The organism is Mucilaginibacter sp. UYNi724, from assembly GCF_054057495.1.
The window spans coordinates 349,811-367,389 of record NZ_JBSRZI010000001.1; the positions used below are offsets into that span (position 1 = coordinate 349,811).

Here is a 17,579-nt window from a genome sequence, read left to right on the forward strand (position 1 = left end):
CCTCTCCGAAGGAGAGGGAGCAAAAAAAAGAAGTCTCCCCTATCGGGGGAGATTTAGAGCGGGCTTTCTTCTCCCCCGGCCCTCTCCGAAGGAGAGGGAGCAAAAAAGAAAGTCTCCCCTATCGGGGGGGGGGATTTAGAGGGGGGCCTAAAGGCTGCTCCCCTGCACTACGCCGCGGCTTAGTATGCGTTGGTCTATATAGTATTGGATCTCTGATTTTTTGAGGCCCCAGTTGGGTGCTATCAGCAGTTCGCGGTCGCTTAGGCCAAAAAGGCGCTGAATCACGATATCGGGGCGTACCCTTGGCAACAGTTCGCACAAAAAGTCGGCGTACTCGTCAATACCGAAAAGCTTGAATGGCTCGCGTTTATATTTAACGCCCATAACGCTGCCCTCCACAATGTGCAAGTGGTGAAACTTTACAAATTTTATTTGCGCGTGGCGGTTTATCTCGTCGGCATATTTAAGCATCATATCGTGCGTTTCCCAGGGGAAACCAAATATGGTGTGCACACAAACATCCAGCTTGGTATTTTCGGTAAGCTTAAGGGCTTGTATTAACTCGTCATGACTACAACCACGGTTTATCTGGTTCAGCGTTTCATCGTAAATGCTTTCCATTCCCATCTCCAGGTCAACGTCAAAGCGGTCGGTGTAGCTTTCCAGCAGGGCAATCTTTTCGGCATCTATACAATCGGGGCGGGTGCCCACGCTAAGGCCTACAATGTCTTCAGTACCGTAGCTCAGGGCTTCGTCATACATCATTTTAAGGTAGTGCGCAGGCGCGTAGGTGTTGGTATTAGGCTGAAAGTAAATTATAAACTTATCGGCCTTGTTACCCTTGCGGGCACGTTCCATACCCTCCATCACCTGTTGCTTAACCGTTGGGGCGTTACGGCTCACGCTTGGCGTAAACGAATCCACATTGCAATACGTACAGCCGCCATAGCCTTTACTGCCATCGCGGTTGGGGCAGGTAAAGCCACCATCAACAATAACCTTAAACACCCGGTGGCCGGGGTATTTCTCCTTAAGCCACGGGCCATAGTTGTTATAGCCCTTCTCCCACTGTACCCCTGCCTGATTACTTAACATCATGATTGCCGCAAAGATAGGGTTTTTTGATGTGCTGATATGCGAATGTGCAGATATGCAGATGTTTTGAACCTACAATGACGATTACACATGTACAGAAGCCTCTTAATTCCCTCCCTACGGGAGGGTTAGGGAGGGGTTGTAAAAGCAATAGGTAAATGTAGCGTGCCAGCTGATAGATTCTTTCGCCCACTCAGAATGACAAGTAAGTTGGAAAAGTTCTCACCACTCTCCACCCACCAAACCCGTACTGTCCCACTTTTTGAGACATAACGTGTGGTACACATGGAACATCCTGACTATCAACTGATAACAAATTCGCTAATTTAGATTTGAACTCAAGTATTTTTTTATTTAAAATACAGAATATTCTGTAATATAGGCGACTAAGCATTTTGGCATGCCTGTCCCACTTTGCGAAAAATGGGACACCGTGAGACACCCCCTTTTTATGACATCTGTTAGTTTGGTTAAATACACCCGCGGCTTACACTCCGTGGCAACCGACGCCCAGACACCGGCAACCTCATTATTATTAACGATATCGTTTGCGGGTATTTTTATGTGGAAATTGGGAATGTGGAGGAGTGGTGAAGGAAGTGATTAAATTCAGTAGTTCTGGAATTTGTTTTACAGTTAAGTACACGTTAGATAGGCAGAATGAATATTATTGAAAGTTCTACACATTCTATGAAACAATATGCTTAGCCTTCTAATAGCGGTTAAAAGATTACTTTTTAAGTTCTAAATTTAAATTAACAGTACTACAAGCACATTTTACTACTTTTCTTCCGCCCCTTTCAGGCAATACAGAAATCATAGTATTACAATTTGATTCTTTGCAGTGAAAAGCATCTATAAGTTCATGAAAAGCATCAGCTACGGGACGAAAATCATTAGCCTGCAAATTAGCCCAAGCATTATAATGTATTGCAACATTAGTTTGCCATTGATTAATATTTGTCTTTGTTATTAACTCGCTAAAGGCATTTCGCTTTTTAGTAATTTCCTCTGCAACGTCTTTTTTACCCCAAGATAACGCGGACTTCTCAGCTTCCAATAGTAGTTTGTTAAATTGAGATGTAGCAGATGTTATTAAATCTCCTAGGTCAAACTGACCATCACCCCTGAATTCAACCCTTGCTCGCAAATTTTGACACAATTCGGCTGATATAAATTCAAGGTAATGTCTTAACAATGAGGCCCCAGCGCGTACATCATTATTTTTGAGATTCAATTCTATTTCATTCCATATATCGATATCACTCCATTCATTTGGACCATTATCTACATCCCAATTTCGAAAATGCATTGAAGATTTCGATTGTATTAATCCAAATGCTATCATGTGTTTCAACCACACCTCATCATGTGTAGTAAGTATAAATTGGGTATTTGGAAACTTCTCTTTAAGTAATTTACAGACCTCTCTTCTATGCCCTGTATCAACAGACATCAACACATCGTCAAGGACAGCAAATGTAAAATATTCGCCAGCCAGATATTTCATTAAAGCGAGATATAAACATAAGCCCATGCCATCCTGATGCCCTTCACTATGATAAGCGCCTGGCGGAAAAAAACCTCTACCATAAAAATCTACGTCAAAACCCAATTTGCCAATAGAGGGTATAAGTTGCGCAGAAAACGAACTTTCATCATCTTGATTTATAAATCTATATAAATCACTAAACTCTGTTTCTACCTCTTTATAAATTCCATTTAAGAAATCAGTGCTTGATTTTGCATACGTATCGAATACTTTAGACGCTAAATTCGATTTATCAATAGCTTGTTTGTGCCTTAACGACACACTTCGAAACAAGTCGAGCCGTTCCTGACTTATGGTTAAATATTCTTTTGCTGCATCCTTAGTTGAGGGTTCTGGAATCTTAATTATTTCATTTCCGATATCATTGATATTAGTTAACACCTCATCTGGAATACTTCCATAATTGGTTAGAACAGCTAACGTATCCGATATTGGTAAAAGATTTTGAAGTTGAATTATTTTTGAGCCTAATAAGTTTCTGAAGTTCTTTAAAGACTCATTTACAATTTTAGGATTTAATACGTTTCCATAAGATTCAACTTTTAATATTTCAGATTGAAGATGACTAAGTTTTGTTGCCAATGGTTCAATTCCTTCTTCAACAGATACACGCTTCTTGGTAATTGCATCAAATTTTGAGAGTTTTTTATTAATTAAATCTTTCAAATCAGTTACTGACCACGGAGTTTCACAAACCGGGCAAGATTCCCCGTCAATAAATAAGATTGCCTGTTTGAGAAAACTCGCTCTATTCATATCAGTTAGCGTTTGAGAACTTTCATTCAATTCAACTAATTGGGTGGAAACTGTTTTTATTGCTTTAGAAACCTCATCGGCTTTAAGTTCAGAAATAGCAACCTTGAGTGATTTAATATCAGCTATAGCCTGCGCTTTAGGTACAGTATTTTGATCGACTGAAGTTGTTGTTAATCCATCTTTAATTGATGTGGTTGAAGTCATTTCTAATATTGAATCCAACCCCAAAACTTCTCTTTTTATATTTACAGCAGAAATTATCGTTGACTGTTTTAAATCCGATATTCCAAGAGCGACCAATAACTGTTTTTCACTTTCATCTTTTTCCTGTTTTAACGGAGTAATATCTTTTTTCGCGGCATTAGAAACTTTTTGCAAAACTGTTCGGACATTTTCAACTTTATCAAATCGCAAAAGTGCCTGAACCTCTTTCGCGCGATCTCCTGGTGTTGAAATAACGTATTTAATCAGTTCTCTTCGGGATAAAGCGAACTCTGGGTGATTTGATACATTAGCCAGTATAGATTTTATTTCTGTCGTTTCTGGTGACACGGTGGGAATATTGTAGTCTTTTACCGTTCTGGTTATGGTCACCTCTTTAGTTATTGAAGGAATCCAAACGGTTAATATTACTTTAGCCTTTTCCGGATTGCTTCTGCTATCAACATGAGGTGCATGTTCTTTCAATGACACCGAACCCATTCCTTCGCCTGATAATCTTGATATATTCCCCGTTAACGCGAATTCCAAAGCGTCTACAATACCACTTTTTCCAGTTCCATTTCTACCACATACCGCAAAATTTTTTCCTTTAAAGTCAATTTCTAATTTACGGATGCCTCTAAATTCTTCAATTATAATTTTTCTAACTTGTATCATACTGAAGTATTATGGGATAATAATGCGGCTTTAATCGCTATGTCAGATGGGTTTTCTTTTTCGGAAATAGCAAGTTGCAATTGACTAATAACGTCTGATGATATGCCGGCTAATTTTAGGTCTTCAAAAAAAATTTGAAAGATCTGCTCGGGCACGCTAAGATTATCTTTGAATGTTGATTCTTTTTTGTCCATAATACTCAGTATGTAATTTAATTCTTAAACAAGCCTATAAAACTAATGATTGTAATTATCGGACTTTTTATAAACGTCTACAGTGAAAACAATCTCTTGCATTCATCTATTTCATGAACCCAATAAAAGAAATAAATATTCTCGCCCATTAATCTATTCAATATTCATTTGTAAGCTTTTAGATTTAATTCCCAAACTCTTCAATTTGAAATTAATTTAGTCGGTCTTAATATTTTTATTATCAATATTGGATAAAATTATTAATTAAACCTCAATTTACAACCCCGTATTTCTACCTGATTTTCAATTAACTACGAAGCAATACCCCCCCCTAAACCCGATAGCAGCGGATACCAGCATTGTGGCTAAGGCATCGCGCAGTATAAGCGGATAGCGGGGCTGCCACAAGCGAAGCACCACTGCAATTGCTTTTCGCGAAAATTCAATTTTAACCCGTGTGGGTAATTACTTATATTGCCTTTGATTTACACGCAAACCCCCGCATCAGCCATGAAAAATATTACCGGTACCGAGTTTCTGTTTAGGGCATTGGGCGCGTTATGCCTGCTGCTGGTTATACTTATGCAGGGTACAAGCAGCTTTAAAAACCTGTTGCCGCAATGGGCGGTACTGGTGCTTAGCCTTACCGCTATTGCGCTGTTTTGCACTGCCATTTACCTGCAACGCAAGCGAGAACTTCGTTAGTTTATTTGTTCACCGGTTTAATAGTTCATTAGTTTACCCGGCTTGGTATGTTGCTTGTTTTTCGGCGGAAGAGGTAGCGGGAGTAATCGTCGGCACCGTAGCGCAGGGTGTTTACAAACAGCCAGCCGCGCTGGGCCATATAGTTCAAGGCTTCGGCCAGGGAGTTAAATTTTATTTTTTTGCCCTTGGTGTCTACCAGTGTTTTGTCGTCATTCTCGTCGCCGGCGATGCCGTAGTCTATATCAAGGCTCACCTTTTCGCCAAATATTACGCGCGAGGGGGAAACAATACAATAAGTTTCGGCAGGTGTGTAAGTAACGGAATCGGCACGTGAGGCGTTGTAACGTTGCGCCGAAGCGAAGTAAGGCAGCAGGCCAATAGCGGCCAGTAATAATAGTTTTTTCATGATGGTTTGGTACGCTTGTTTATGCGCGTTGCGGGTTAGAGTGGGGTTTGCAGGGCTGGGTTTAATGGGGCTGAAAAAAATTGTGGGGTAATGGTTTATGCGCTTTGTAGATTGGTGAGACCCCTCCCTGCCATTGCCCGCTGCCCCTCCGCACCCCTCCCGTGGGGAGGGAATTGGTAAATTTGGGTACAGTATATCGCTTTAAAATATAGTCGGCAATACAGTTTTATAACACACCCCTAACCCCTCTCAAGAGGGGAATTAATACTCCTCCAATTATTATGCACGCATAGCTTCTGCATGTTTAAAAATTGGTTAATTTTACCGTTGATATAAACCAATTATACCTGCATGGAAAGCATCACTCCTTATAAATCCCGCTACAAGATCCGCTTTGTTACGGCTGCCTCGTTGTTTGACGGGCACGACGCCACCATCAACATTATGCGCCGTATTTTGCAGAGCACCGGTGCCGAGGTAATACACCTGGGCCACAACCGCAGTGTAGACGAGATTGTAAATTGCGCCATACAGGAAGATGTGCAGGGCATTGCTCTCACCAGTTACCAGGGCGGCCACGTAGAGTATTTTAAATACATGCATGATTTGCTTGCCGAGCGTGGCGCGGGCCATATCAAGATCTTTGGCGGGGGTGGCGGGGTATTTTTACCGCAAGAGATTGCCGAGCTGCAGGCCTACGGCATCACCAAGATCTACTCGCCCGATGACGGCCGCACCATGGGCCTGCAAGGGATGATAAACCATATGATGGAGGCGTGTGATTTTCTAACGCCAACGAGCCTCTCCCCGGCCCTCTCCTTCGGAGAGGGAGCAGAAGGCATGAGGAAGCCCATGATGGATAAGGGGGATATTGCAAGGTTAATAACAGCTGCAGAGTTGGGAAGCCTCTCCCCAGCCCTCTCCGAAGGAGAGGGAGCAGAAAAGCAAGTCTCCCCTATCGGGGGAGATTTAGAGGGGGCTTCTTCTGCCCCCGTCCTCGGCATCACCGGCACGGGTGGCTCGGGGAAATCGAGTTTGGTGGATGAGATTGTTCGCCGTTATTTGATGGAGACGGATAAAACGCTGGCCATTATTTCTGTCGACCCCAGCAAGCGCAAAACAGGCGGCGCCCTCCTCGGCGACCGTATCCGCATGAATGCCATTAACAGCCCGCGGGTGTATATGCGGTCGCTGGCTACGCGGCAGGCCAACCTGGCCCTTAGCAAGCACGTGCAGGAAGCCATAGATATTTGCAAAGCGGCCGGGTACGATTTGGTTATTGTGGAGACCAGCGGCATAGGCCAATCTGATACCATGATCACCGACTACTGCGACGTATCGCTTTACGTGATGACGCCCGAGTTTGGCGCGGCCACCCAGTTAGAGAAAATTGACATGCTTGATTTTGCCGACGTGGTAGCCCTCAACAAATTTGATAAACGCGGCGCTTTAGACGCCATCCGCGATGTGCGCAAGCAGTACAGGCGCAACCATATGTTGTTTGATGCCAAAGATGAGGACCTGCCCGTTTACGGCACCATGGCATCCCAGTTTAACGACCCGGGTATGAACACGCTGTTCACCGCGCTGATGAAGACCGTGAAAGTAAAAACCGGCGTTGATTTAATTGGTGCGGGGAGCGGGGTTACCGGTGCGGAGCAAGGCGAATCGGAAAAGATCTACATCATCCCGCCGGATAGGATAAGGTACCTGGCAGAGATAGCCGAAAGCAGCACAGCTTACACCGACTGGGTGAACGAGCAATGTAAGATTGCCCAGCAAATGTTTAATGTGAGGGGGACGATTAGCCTCATGAACAGCCTCTCCCCAGCCCTCTCCGAAGGAGAGGGAGCAGCAAAGAAAGTCTCCCCTATCGGGGGAGATTTAGAGGGGGCCTATAACCACCTTGAAGACCACCTCCACGCCGATTGCAAACGCCTGCTAAAAGAGTGGCCCGAGACGGTTGCCAAATACAAGGCCGATAACTTTATTTACAAGGTGAGGGATAAAGAGATCAAGCAGCCTTTATACTATACTTCGCTGTCGCAGTTGAAGATCCCCAAGATAGCGTTACCAAAATACGAGGCCTGGGGCGATATACTGCGTTGGTTACTTACCGAAAACGTACCGGGCGAGTTCCCATACGCCGCTGGTGTGTTCCCGCTGAAACGCGAGGGTGAAGACCCTACCCGCATGTTTGCAGGCGAGGGCGGCCCCGAGCGTACCAACAAACGGTTCCATTATGTGTCGCTTGGCCAGCCGGCGCACAGGTTGTCTACCGCCTTTGATTCGGTAACACTTTACGGCGAAGACCCGCACGAGCGGCCCGATATCTATGGTAAAATAGGCAACTCGGGCGTAAGCATCGCCACGCTGGATGATGCCAAAAAGCTCTACTCCGGGTTTGATCTTTGCCACGCCTCAACATCGGTAAGCATGACCATTAACGGCCCTGCCCCCATGCTGCTCGGCTTTTTCATGAACGCCGCTATTGACCAGCAATGTGAAAAATATATTACGGAGCATGGATTGCAGCATTTGGTAGAGGATGCTTATAGGAGGGTTTATGATGAGAAAGGGCTGGAACGGCCAAGGTATCAGGGAGCCTCTCCCCAGCCCTCTCCGAAGGAGAGGGAGCAGGAAACATTAGCGAAAGAAAAATTTGAGACGGCCGATATTACGCTATGGGAAATCTTAAAAATAAATTCACTTGAGCATCGCCAAAACCCAACTGAAGCAGAAAATATAATCTGGCAATTTTTAAGGAATAAACAAACAGGCTACAAGATTAGAAGGCAACATGCAATTGATGGCTATATCGCCGATTTTGTGTGTTTAAATAAAGGTTTGGTTATTGAAATAGATGGTGGCTACCATCAGTTTAATACAGAGCAGGATGAAGTAAGAACGACAGTACTGAACTATTACGGTTTTAAAGTAATACGTTTTACCAACGAAGCCGTCACAACTGACACCCAAGGTGTAGTAGATCTTATTAAGTCGACATTAGATAAGCAACCCGAAAGAAATGTGTACGCAAAGACGTCATCAGAAAATGAACCAGAAAGAAAAGTCTCCCCTATCGGGGGAGATTTAGAGGGGGCTTCCTTTGGAGAGGATTTAGGTGAGGCTACTATCGGGGGAGATTTAGAGGGGGCCCTTCTCCCCATCGGCAACAACGGCCTCGGCCTAATGCTCCTCGGCTTAACCGGCGACCAGGTGCTTTCTGCGGATGTGTATGAGCAGATCCGCGCGTATGCCATTGCCACAGTGCGTGGTACGGTGCAGGCCGATATTTTGAAGGAAGACCAGGCGCAAAACACCTGTATATTTAGTACGGAGTTTGCCCTGCGGATGATGGGCGATATCCAGCAGTATTTTATTCAGCAAAAGGTTCGTAATTTTTACTCGGTGTCTATCTCGGGCTACCACATTGCCGAGGCGGGCGCCAATCCCATCACCCAACTTGCCTTTACGCTGAGCAACGGTTTTACTTATGTAGAGTATTACCTGAGCCGCGGGATGAACATCGACGATTTCGCGCCCAACCTTTCCTTCTTCTTCAGCAACGGTATCGACCCTGAATATTCGGTGATTGGCCGTGTGGCGAGGCGCATCTGGGCCAAGGCTATCAAGAACAAGTACAAAGGTAACGATAGGTCGCAGAAGTTGAAATACCATATCCAAACCAGCGGCCGCTCACTGCACGCGCAAGAGATCGATTTTAACGATATCCGCACCACGCTGCAGGCTTTGTACGCCATTTACGATAACTGTAACTCGCTGCACACCAATGCGTACGATGAGGCCATAACCACCCCAACTGAAGAATCGGTGCGCAGGGCGATGGCTATCCAGCTCATCATTAACCGCGAGCTTGGCCTCGCCAAAAATGAAAACCCGATACAGGGCGCTTTTATCATCGAAGAGCTAACCGACCTGGTAGAGCAGGCCGTACTTACCGAGTTTAAAGCCATTAACGACCGTGGCGGTGTGCTGGGTGCTATGGAAACCATGTACCAGCGCAGCAAGATCCAGGAAGAATCGCTTTACTACGAAACCCTTAAACATACCGGTGAATACCCTATCATCGGGGTAAATACGTTCCTCAATAAAAAGGGGTCGCCAACTATAGTACCGTCAGAAGTTATCCGTGCTACCGAGGAGGAGAAACAGTTCCAGATAGCGGCCCTGCACCTGTTTCAGCAACGGAACAGCGAGCATGCGCCTGCCTTGTTAAAAGAGCTGCAACAACGCGCCATAGCCGGCGATAACATCTTCGAGGCCCTGATGCAGGCCTGTAAATATTGTTCGTTAGGGCAAATCAGCAACGCGCTGTACGCCGTAGGTGGGCAGTACAGGAGGAATATGTAGAAGGGAGTTAGGGTCAAGAGGAGAGAATGAAGAAACAAGAATTAAAATAAGGGTGTATTATTTCTAAGATTTACCGGGTGATAGGTTTCGGGTGTTGTTTAGTGCTTCTATTAGTCTTGTCTCTTTTACAATGGCGTTCCCTGCGGGCCGGGCTTTACGCTCATACGCCTGCAGGCCTTAGGCGCAAGGCCGGTATCCGTTTCAATCCTTAACGCAAGTCCCCTGCTCCGTAGGAGCAAACGCTTTGTAGCGGATTATTGGACTTAAATCTGTTGCTCCGTAGGTGCAATCCAGGGGTAGCCCTTACAGGGCACGGTTTCGTTTTATAAAACCCCTACAAAGCGGTAGTTCCTACGGAACATTAAGCATATTTGTCCGCCCTTGTCCATCATTTCCGCACTCCTAAACGGACGGACAAGAATAAACCCATCAACCCACATCACCTTATTTGCCATCACCTGTAACATTGGTATTAGCGGGGCAGTCATACTGCCACAAAACAACCACATGGCCTTAGCAATAACCAACCTTTCCAAAAAATATAACAACCAAAAAACCGCCTTAAGCAATTTTTCCATTGATATCAATAAGGGCATATTAGGTTTACTTGGCCCAAATGGCGCGGGGAAATCTACCCTTATGAAACTCATTGCCACCATCAGCAAACCTACCGGCGGCACTTTGCTTTTAGACGGTACCGATATTGTGAAACATCCTGATGCTATCCGCAAGGTATTGGGTTATCTACCTCAAGATTTTGGGGTGTACCCCAACCTAAACGCCTACGAGTTTTTAGAATATATAGCCGCCATGAAAGGCGTGGGTGGCAGAGGCCTGCGCAAGCGTATCGACATATTGCTGGAAGGCGTTAACCTTACGGCTGATGCCAAAAGGCCTATCGGCACCTATTCGGGTGGTATGAAACAGCGCATTGGGATTGCACAAGCCCTGCTTAACGACCCAAAAGTTTTAATTTTTGACGAGCCCACCGTAGGCCTCGACCCGGAAGAGCGAATGAGGTTCAGGCAATTAATTGCCGACCTGGCGCAGGATTGCGTGATCATCCTGTCGTCGCACATCGTATCGGATATCGAAACCATTGCCGATGAGGTTGCCATTATGCAGGGAGGCGCGCTCATTACAAAAGGCTATCAGCAGGATATTATTAAACAAGCCGACGGCCGCATCTTTGAAACGTTTTTGGATAACGCAGCCCTTACCGAATTTAAAGGCCGGTACAAGGTAATAGATACCTCCCGCCAAAACGACCGGATAAAAACACGCTACATTAGCACCCAGGCCAATGCTGCCCCGTCTTCGGCCCCGGTTAAGGCTACTTTAGAGGATGCCTACTTGTTTTTAACCCAAAACAACGCCTAAGTATATGCCATACCTCTACAACATTATAAAGGCAGATTATTTACAGCGCACCCGCAGCTATTCGTTTTTAATAACGATGTTCGTTACCGTTTACGCCGCTTATTCTTTTGTACCGCCGGACACGGCGAATTATACCACCTTAAGCGCTTCGGGGTTCAGAGGCGTATATAATTCGGCATGGGTGGGGTATGTATCCGCTACCATGACAACGGTTATGCTCTCCTTTTATGGCTTTCTGCTCATCAACAGCGGTATTAAAAAAGATATCGATACCGAGGTAGGCCTAATTATCGCCACCACCCCTATCAGCAATTTTAAATACCTTTTATGTAAACAGCTAAGTAACTACCTGGTGCTGTTAACCATTGCGGGCTGCACTTTTTCGGTAAGTATCGTGTTGTTTTTCATTCGCGGGGCAGGGCATCCTTTTGTGCTGTCTAACTTTATTTTGCCGTACCTGTTTTTTGCTGTGCCTGCATTATTTATGGTGGCGGCACTGGCCGTAGTGGCCGAGGTTTTTTTAGGCAAGCGCAGCATCCTGCAATACATCATTTACTTTTTTTTATGCGGGGCTACCATGGCTTCCATAACTAAAAGCGGCCCTACCACAGGGGCATTTGACCCATTTGGCTTAAGCCTGGTCACCAAAAGCATCACCGCGCAAATTAATACGCAGTTTCACCAAAGCGTTAAAGATGTATCCTTCGGGTTTATTTTTAACGGGCACCGCAAATACAAGCCCTTTGTCTGGGAAGGTATCAGCTGGTCGGCAGTGTTTGTGTTTAGTAGGGTATTGTGGATAGGGCTTGGCTTGGGGCTTGTATATTTTTCCTCGTTATTTTTCCATCGATTCGATCTAAAACAATCAGCAGGCAAAAAGAAGATCAAGGCCATCCCGCAACCTACCGAAACTGATAAACAAAGCACCAACCCCGCAGGGATCACCCGCGAAGCCATGCCGCCGCTTGTTTTCAATTACGGCATTGTCCCGTTCATCAAAACCGAATTATTGCTACTGGTAAGGCAGGGCAACAAATGGCTTTGGCTGCTTAACGCAGGGGCTTGGGTAGCCATGTTTTTAGCGCCGCTGCCAATTGCATATAGCTATATATTGCCTGTACTGTTGTTTTTGCAGGTAACGCGGTGGAGCGCACTGGTCACAAAAGAAAAGGCAAACAGGGTGCATTACTTCGCCTACGCATCATACAAACCATTGTTAAGGATGCTGCCCGCGCAGATCTTAGCCGGGGTAATGTTAGCACTTGCATTGGCACTGCCGGTAATTATACGTAACGCTGCACTGTTAAACACCGATGCCATTTTAAATATCATTAACGGCTGTGTGCTTATTGTTTTATTGTCGGCAACCCTGGGCATATTAACCGGTGGTAAAAAGCTTTTCGAGGTAGTATTTTTTATGCTTACCTATGCCATCATCAACAAGGTATACGTGGTAGATTACCTGGGCAGCATGCCCCATGGCAGCACCTATTTAACTATCATCCTGCTTATAAATGCAGCCCTGGCTTGCGTTGGTTTTGTAGTGAGGAATTACCAGGTAAAGCATTTGTAAGGCAATTGGGTAGTTGGGTAGTTAAACCGGCATATTCTATTTACTACAAGGCATACGTAACACCTTTTGATTAGTGCTTAGTTAGGAACGGTTTGCTTTATTAATAATATTCATATCATTCATTGCCATAAATAACGAAGAACTAACCTACGGCAAGTCTATCAAATACTGACGCTTTAACATAGTTGTAGTTTTATCCGCCCTTGTCCACTCATGTCCATACTCCCAAACGGACGGACATAAACACGCTTGCATCCCGCATTGCTTTTACCTAAATTTAGTCACCATTTATGAAGAAGCTGCTATTGATATTTATTGTTGTGTTATTTACAGACCTTGCTTACGCGCAGGGTATAGCATCTACCTGCCAAAAAATAAACGCGCTTAACAACCGGGTACTCAACGGAACCATCAAGCGGGCTGATGCGGCAAAGCAATTGAAGGCGCTGCTTGGGCAATTAAAAGTTAACCCATCAACCACAAGCAAAATATGGATATTCCCCCTTAAGGGTTATAAAAGCATTGCCATTGGCGGCACAAATGGCAACGGTTATTCTGATAAAGGTTACCACTACCTTGATGGCAACAAACACGCTGCGCACCCCGCACACGATATATTTATAAAGGATGCCAACCAGGATAACCTTGACGACCGCACCCTTAAACCTGTTGATGTTTTGGCTGTGGCTGATGGAGTTGTGGTAGCCTGTACTAATGAATGGGAACCCGCAAGCACCATGCGTGGCGGTAAATACATTTGGGTTTACCACCCGGCAAATGGCATTTTTAGCTACTACGCCCACAACCAAACTATATTTGTAAAGCCCGGCGACGAACTAAAGGCCGGTGATAAAATTGCCGAAGTTGGCCGCACAGGGCTTAACGCTTACAAGAAACGCTCGCCTACGCATCTGCACTTTTCGGCATTCAAGATCGTGAACGATCTGCCGGTACCGTTCAACCCTTATCAGCAACTGGTTAAATCAATAAAAAGATGAAAAGCATTTTAGCCTTTATAATATTAGCAGTAGTAACTGCATTTATCCCCGCGGATAATGTAACAACACGTTTTAAGCCTTCGGCTGGTTATGCGCATGTTGCTGTGGCTCCGGGCAGCTTTGGGGCTTACCTGCAAGGCCTTGCGCTTAAACCCGCCGGCACACATACCAAAACCTATACCGGCAGCATCGCCCGTACCGATTCTTACACCGCCGCCGTAATAGATATGAGCGTTGGCAGCCAGGATCTGCAACAATGTGCAGATGCCGTGATGCGCCTGCGTGCCGAATATTTATATCAGCAGAAAAGCTATAAAGCCATTGCATTTAACTTTACCAGCGGTTTTAAATGCGATTATGTGCACTATGCCGATGGTTACCGCTACGCTAATGAGCGTTGGATATTAAAAGGCAAAAAGGATTACAACTACCCCAACTTCTTACGGTACATGACCCTGGTATTCTCTTACGCGGGCACGCTTTCCCTCCAAAAAGAATTAAAGCCCGTTGCCAATGCCAACGATATTAAGGCAGGCGATGTATTCATCAGGGGTGGCTCGCCGGGGCATTGTTTTATGGTGATGGATGTGGCCGAGAACGCCGCCCACAAAAAGCAGTTCCTACTGGCGCAAAGCTTTATGCCCGCGCAAAACATCCAGGTGTTGCAAAATGGTTCGCCGTGGTTTAGCCTAAACACGGTTGCCGGAATCCCCTACGGGGAGTTAGTGGATGCGAAGTATTTGGGGAGATTTTAGGGCAGGAGGTTAAGAACCAGTAATCAAGTCCCAATGTCATTGCAGGTACCGTTACTAAGCCCAGCAAGCGGGTCTTTTTTGCGCCCTAATAATTTACCCTGCTATTACCTATGCTTCAGGCTACTATCCCTATATTTAGAAAAAATCAACTCGCCATGAAAAAGATATTTCTTTTAGCATCTGTAATTGCCCTGGGCTTTAGTGCAAATGCCCAAACGGCACCTGCTGCATCGGTTTCAAAAACAGATACTACAAAAAAGGTAGTCCCCCATTTATATAACCCTGCCGCGGATGCCAAAGCAGATATCGCGGCAGCAGTTAAAAAAGCAAATACCGAACATAAAAACGTATTGCTGCAAATTGGCGGCAACTGGTGTATCTGGTGCTTAAGGTTTAACGACCTGGTTACCGGCGACGCCGAGCTCAATAAAACCATGAACGATGATTTTGTGGTAGTGCACCTAAACTGGAGCCCCGAGAACAAAAACGAAAAAGTATTAGCTGATCTTGGTTATCCGCAGCGTTTCGGGTTCCCGGTATTTGTGGTGTTAGATGGCAAGGGCACCCGCCTGCATACCCAAAACTCGGGCTACCTGGAAGAAGGTAAAGGACACAGCAAAGCTAAAGTACAGGAGTTTTTTGAGAACTGGTCGCCAAAGGCGCTTGATCCTAAAAGCTACGTAGAGAAGGCGAAGTAGTAGCCTCTCCCAACCCTTTCCTTCGGAGAGGGTTATAAATGAATTAGCCTTTTAACCTTGCTTCCTTCGGAGGGACAGGGGGAAGGTAAAACAAAAGAGGGTTATGCATTTAGCATAACCCTCTTTTTATTTTTTGTCTTCGGACTTTCAGACTTACTCAATAACGCTTACTTTAAGCATGTTGGTTTTGCCTTGTTTAATAATTGGCACAGCTGCGGTGTTGATAACCACATCGCCTGCGGCAAGGTATTGCTCTGCTTTAAGGATATTATTCACGTCGGCTATGGTTTCGTCTGTACTGTCAGATTTATCGTAGTAGAATGCACGTACACCCCATACCAGGCTAAGCGCGTTAAGCAACTGCTTGCTTGATGTAAAGATGTAAGTACCTGCTTTAGGGCGGTAGCTCGAAATTTCGAAAGCGGTGTAACCACTAACTGTCATGCTTACGATACCTTTTGCATGGGTATGCTCTGCCAAATAAACTGCCGAACCACAAAGCGCGTCGCTCAGGTAGTTTGCAGATGTTTGGTCGGTGTTCTCAACTTTAGATGCGTTGAACGGGTAACCAAGGTCCTCCACGTTACGTACTATCTTAGCCATAGTTTCGATAACAATAACCGGGAACTCACCAACAGATGTTTCACCGCTTAACATCACGGCATCAGCACCATCAAGTACCGAGTTGGCAACGTCGTTAACCTCGGCACGTGTAGGGCGAGGGGTAGTGATCATAGATTCCAGCATCTGCGTAGCAACAATAACCGGTTTTGATGCATCGCGGCATTTACGGGCTATCATTTTTTGCAGCAAAGGCACTTCCTCAAGCGGGCACTCCACACCAAGGTCGCCACGGGCAATCATCACACCGTCGGTAGCAGCGATGATCTCGTCGATATTATCAATAGCCTCCGGTTTTTCAACCTTGGCAATTACGCGGGCAAATTTACCACTCTCGCGGATGATGCGTTTAAGGTCGATGATATCCTGACCGGTACGTACAAATGAAAGGCCTATCCAATCAACATCCCATTGCAGGGCGTATTGCAGGTTCACCAGGTCATCCGGCGTTAAGCTTGGGATAGATACTTTTGTATTTGGCAGGTTAACACCTTTACGTGATGTTAAGATACCGCCGTGCACAACCTCGCACACTACGGTGTCTTTACGGTTGGTCTCAATAACTTTAAGCTGCAGTTTACCATCATCTAACAAGATGATCTCATTAGCCTGTACATCCTGCGGGAAGGTTTCGTAAGTAATGTAGATCTGGTTATCGTCGCCAATACACTCGTTGGTAGTGATATTGATACGGGTACCATTAATAAGGTGGATACCGCCATCTTTAACCAGACCGATACGGATCTTAGGGCCCTGCAGATCGGCAAGGATACCTACATTGGTTTTATATTCGTCGTTTATCTCGCGGATAAGGTCAATAAATTTCTTGTGGTCTTCGGGTTTACCGTGCGAAAAATTCAATCGGCACACATTTAAACCGGCACGGATCATTGATAATAACACTTCTTTTTTTGAGCAGGCCGGGCCCATTGTAGCAACAATCTTAGTACGATTATAGTAAAATTTCATATTTTCAGGTTAAATTCAGGCAATATTACTGGTATTGTGTATAATTAACACATCTAAATTTCCGCTAAAATAATAGATTTTCGCGTGATTTTATTTTTTTCGGATCAATCTTTACCGCGGCAACAATTTCGGGTATCTTATTAAGGCACGAAAGTACGTTATCCAGGTCGTCGTCATCAATGTAATTTTTGATCATCACAAAGTAATCGGCCCCCCGCATTTCGGGCACCAAATAACCGTCACTTCCCTTATTTCCAATAAAATAGAAATCGGTTTCGGTGCTTTCCCAGCTAAAATGAAACATTGAGAACAGCAGCGGCGCGCCGTTAACATTGGCCTCCAACTTAAGGTCGTCTATCCGTGTAAAATTAAAATTTAAACATTTGTTTATATGGTAGCAAATACGGTAATCTTTTAAAGATGTAGTAACTGCTATCAGCACAAAATCCAGATCGATCTCAAACTTTAAAACTTTCCTGTTCAAAACCATTTACATTTTAAAAGGGTAAAAATACAAAATGGAAGCACTAACCATAAATTTTGTTGATACATTTTTTAAATAACGGGTAGCCGATACTGGTTAACGCGGGCATGCCACTGTAAACCATATACATAATTATATAG

Annotated in this window: 13 protein-coding genes; 7 read left to right on the top strand and 6 right to left on the bottom strand. The window is 45.0% G+C overall.

The genetic code is table 11. The annotated features are described in order from the left end of the window. Positions 1–147 precede the first annotated feature (147 nt). The 3 genes from ACVW0P_RS01520 to ACVW0P_RS01530 all read right to left on the bottom strand — a co-directional run bounded on the left by ACVW0P_RS01520 (position 148) and on the right by ACVW0P_RS01530 (position 4,476). A complete protein-coding gene (locus ACVW0P_RS01520) occupies positions 148–1,098 on the bottom strand; it encodes a TIGR01212 family radical SAM protein (protein ID WP_457130511.1) in 951 nt (316 codons plus the stop codon). A 727-nt stretch (positions 1,099–1,825) separates the two neighbouring features. Next, positions 1,826–4,282 carry an AAA family ATPase gene (locus ACVW0P_RS01525; RefSeq protein ID WP_457130512.1) on the bottom strand — a complete coding sequence of 819 codons (2,457 nt, stop codon included), beginning with the start codon at positions 4,280–4,282 and terminating at the stop codon, positions 1,826–1,828. Beyond that, positions 4,279–4,476, bottom strand: a complete 198-nt coding sequence (locus tag ACVW0P_RS01530) for a hypothetical protein (protein WP_457130513.1) — start codon at positions 4,474–4,476, stop codon at positions 4,279–4,281. Before ACVW0P_RS01530 ends, ACVW0P_RS01525 begins: the two co-directional genes overlap by 4 nt. A gap of 510 nt (positions 4,477–4,986) precedes the next feature. Between ACVW0P_RS01530 and ACVW0P_RS01535 the strand changes: the two genes are divergently transcribed. Continuing rightward, on the top strand, positions 4,987–5,181 hold the full coding sequence (locus ACVW0P_RS01535; RefSeq protein ID WP_457130514.1) for a hypothetical protein: 195 nt from the start codon (positions 4,987–4,989) through the stop codon (positions 5,179–5,181). A gap of 28 nt (positions 5,182–5,209) precedes the next feature. Here ACVW0P_RS01535 and ACVW0P_RS01540 read toward each other — a convergent pair whose 3' ends face one another. Continuing rightward, the gene (locus ACVW0P_RS01540; RefSeq protein WP_457130515.1) at positions 5,210–5,587 is read right to left on the bottom strand and encodes a hypothetical protein; all 378 of its coding nucleotides are present in this window, start codon (positions 5,585–5,587) and stop codon (positions 5,210–5,212) included. Between the two features lie 351 nt (positions 5,588–5,938). On the opposite strand from ACVW0P_RS01540, the gene ACVW0P_RS01545 reads away from it, so the two are divergent. From ACVW0P_RS01545 to ACVW0P_RS01570, 6 genes are all read left to right on the top strand, one after another. Continuing rightward, positions 5,939–9,961 (top strand): methylmalonyl-CoA mutase family protein, encoded by a 4,023-nt coding sequence (locus tag ACVW0P_RS01545; protein ID WP_457130516.1) that lies wholly within the window; start codon positions 5,939–5,941, stop codon positions 9,959–9,961. Between the two features lie 381 nt (positions 9,962–10,342). Beyond that, the gene (locus ACVW0P_RS01550) at positions 10,343–11,341 is read left to right on the top strand and encodes an ABC transporter ATP-binding protein (RefSeq protein ID WP_457130517.1); all 999 of its coding nucleotides are present in this window, start codon (positions 10,343–10,345) and stop codon (positions 11,339–11,341) included. Between the two features lie 4 nt (positions 11,342–11,345). Continuing rightward, positions 11,346–12,914: a hypothetical protein gene (locus ACVW0P_RS01555; RefSeq protein ID WP_457130518.1), complete on the top strand. Its 1,569-nt coding sequence runs from the start codon at positions 11,346–11,348 to the stop codon at positions 12,912–12,914. A 290-nt stretch (positions 12,915–13,204) separates the two neighbouring features. Further along, positions 13,205–13,912 (top strand): M23 family metallopeptidase, encoded by a 708-nt coding sequence (locus ACVW0P_RS01560; protein ID WP_457130519.1) that lies wholly within the window; start codon positions 13,205–13,207, stop codon positions 13,910–13,912. After that, complete coding sequence (locus ACVW0P_RS01565; protein WP_457130520.1) at positions 13,909–14,667, top strand: DUF4846 domain-containing protein; 759 nt, start codon at positions 13,909–13,911, stop codon at positions 14,665–14,667. Before ACVW0P_RS01560 ends, ACVW0P_RS01565 begins: the two co-directional genes overlap by 4 nt. Positions 14,668–14,822: 155 nt before the next feature. Next, a complete protein-coding gene (locus tag ACVW0P_RS01570; protein ID WP_457130521.1) occupies positions 14,823–15,365 on the top strand; it encodes a thioredoxin family protein in 543 nt (180 codons plus the stop codon). A gap of 153 nt (positions 15,366–15,518) precedes the next feature. Here ACVW0P_RS01570 and pyk read toward each other — a convergent pair whose 3' ends face one another. Together pyk and ACVW0P_RS01580 are read right to left on the bottom strand one after the other, a co-directional pair. Next, positions 15,519–16,955 (bottom strand): pyruvate kinase, encoded by a 1,437-nt coding sequence (gene pyk, locus ACVW0P_RS01575; RefSeq protein WP_354427950.1) that lies wholly within the window; start codon positions 16,953–16,955, stop codon positions 15,519–15,521. A 64-nt stretch (positions 16,956–17,019) separates the two neighbouring features. After that, positions 17,020–17,439: an IPExxxVDY family protein gene (locus ACVW0P_RS01580; RefSeq protein ID WP_457130522.1), complete on the bottom strand. Its 420-nt coding sequence runs from the start codon at positions 17,437–17,439 to the stop codon at positions 17,020–17,022. Positions 17,440–17,579 lie beyond the last annotated feature (140 nt).

Excerpts from the sequence above, each read along its gene's own strand:
- ACVW0P_RS01545 (WP_457130516.1), top strand. The coding sequence starts at position 5,939 with ATGGAAAGCATCACTCCTTATAAATCCCGCTACAAGATCCGCTTTGTT.
- ACVW0P_RS01520 (WP_457130511.1), bottom strand. The coding sequence starts at position 1,098 with ATGATGTTAAGTAATCAGGCAGGGGTACAGTGGGAGAAGGGCTATAAC.
- ACVW0P_RS01535 (WP_457130514.1), top strand. The coding sequence starts at position 4,987 with ATGAAAAATATTACCGGTACCGAGTTTCTGTTTAGGGCATTGGGCGCG.
- ACVW0P_RS01530 (WP_457130513.1), bottom strand. The coding sequence starts at position 4,476 with ATGGACAAAAAAGAATCAACATTCAAAGATAATCTTAGCGTGCCCGAG.
- ACVW0P_RS01570 (WP_457130521.1), top strand. The coding sequence starts at position 14,823 with ATGAAAAAGATATTTCTTTTAGCATCTGTAATTGCCCTGGGCTTTAGT.
- ACVW0P_RS01560 (WP_457130519.1), top strand. The coding sequence starts at position 13,205 with ATGAAGAAGCTGCTATTGATATTTATTGTTGTGTTATTTACAGACCTT.
- ACVW0P_RS01525 (WP_457130512.1), bottom strand. The coding sequence starts at position 4,282 with ATGATACAAGTTAGAAAAATTATAATTGAAGAATTTAGAGGCATCCGT.
- pyk (WP_354427950.1), bottom strand. The coding sequence starts at position 16,955 with ATGAAATTTTACTATAATCGTACTAAGATTGTTGCTACAATGGGCCCG.
- ACVW0P_RS01540 (WP_457130515.1), bottom strand. The coding sequence starts at position 5,587 with ATGAAAAAACTATTATTACTGGCCGCTATTGGCCTGCTGCCTTACTTC.
- ACVW0P_RS01555 (WP_457130518.1), top strand. The coding sequence starts at position 11,346 with ATGCCATACCTCTACAACATTATAAAGGCAGATTATTTACAGCGCACC.
- ACVW0P_RS01565 (WP_457130520.1), top strand. The coding sequence starts at position 13,909 with ATGAAAAGCATTTTAGCCTTTATAATATTAGCAGTAGTAACTGCATTT.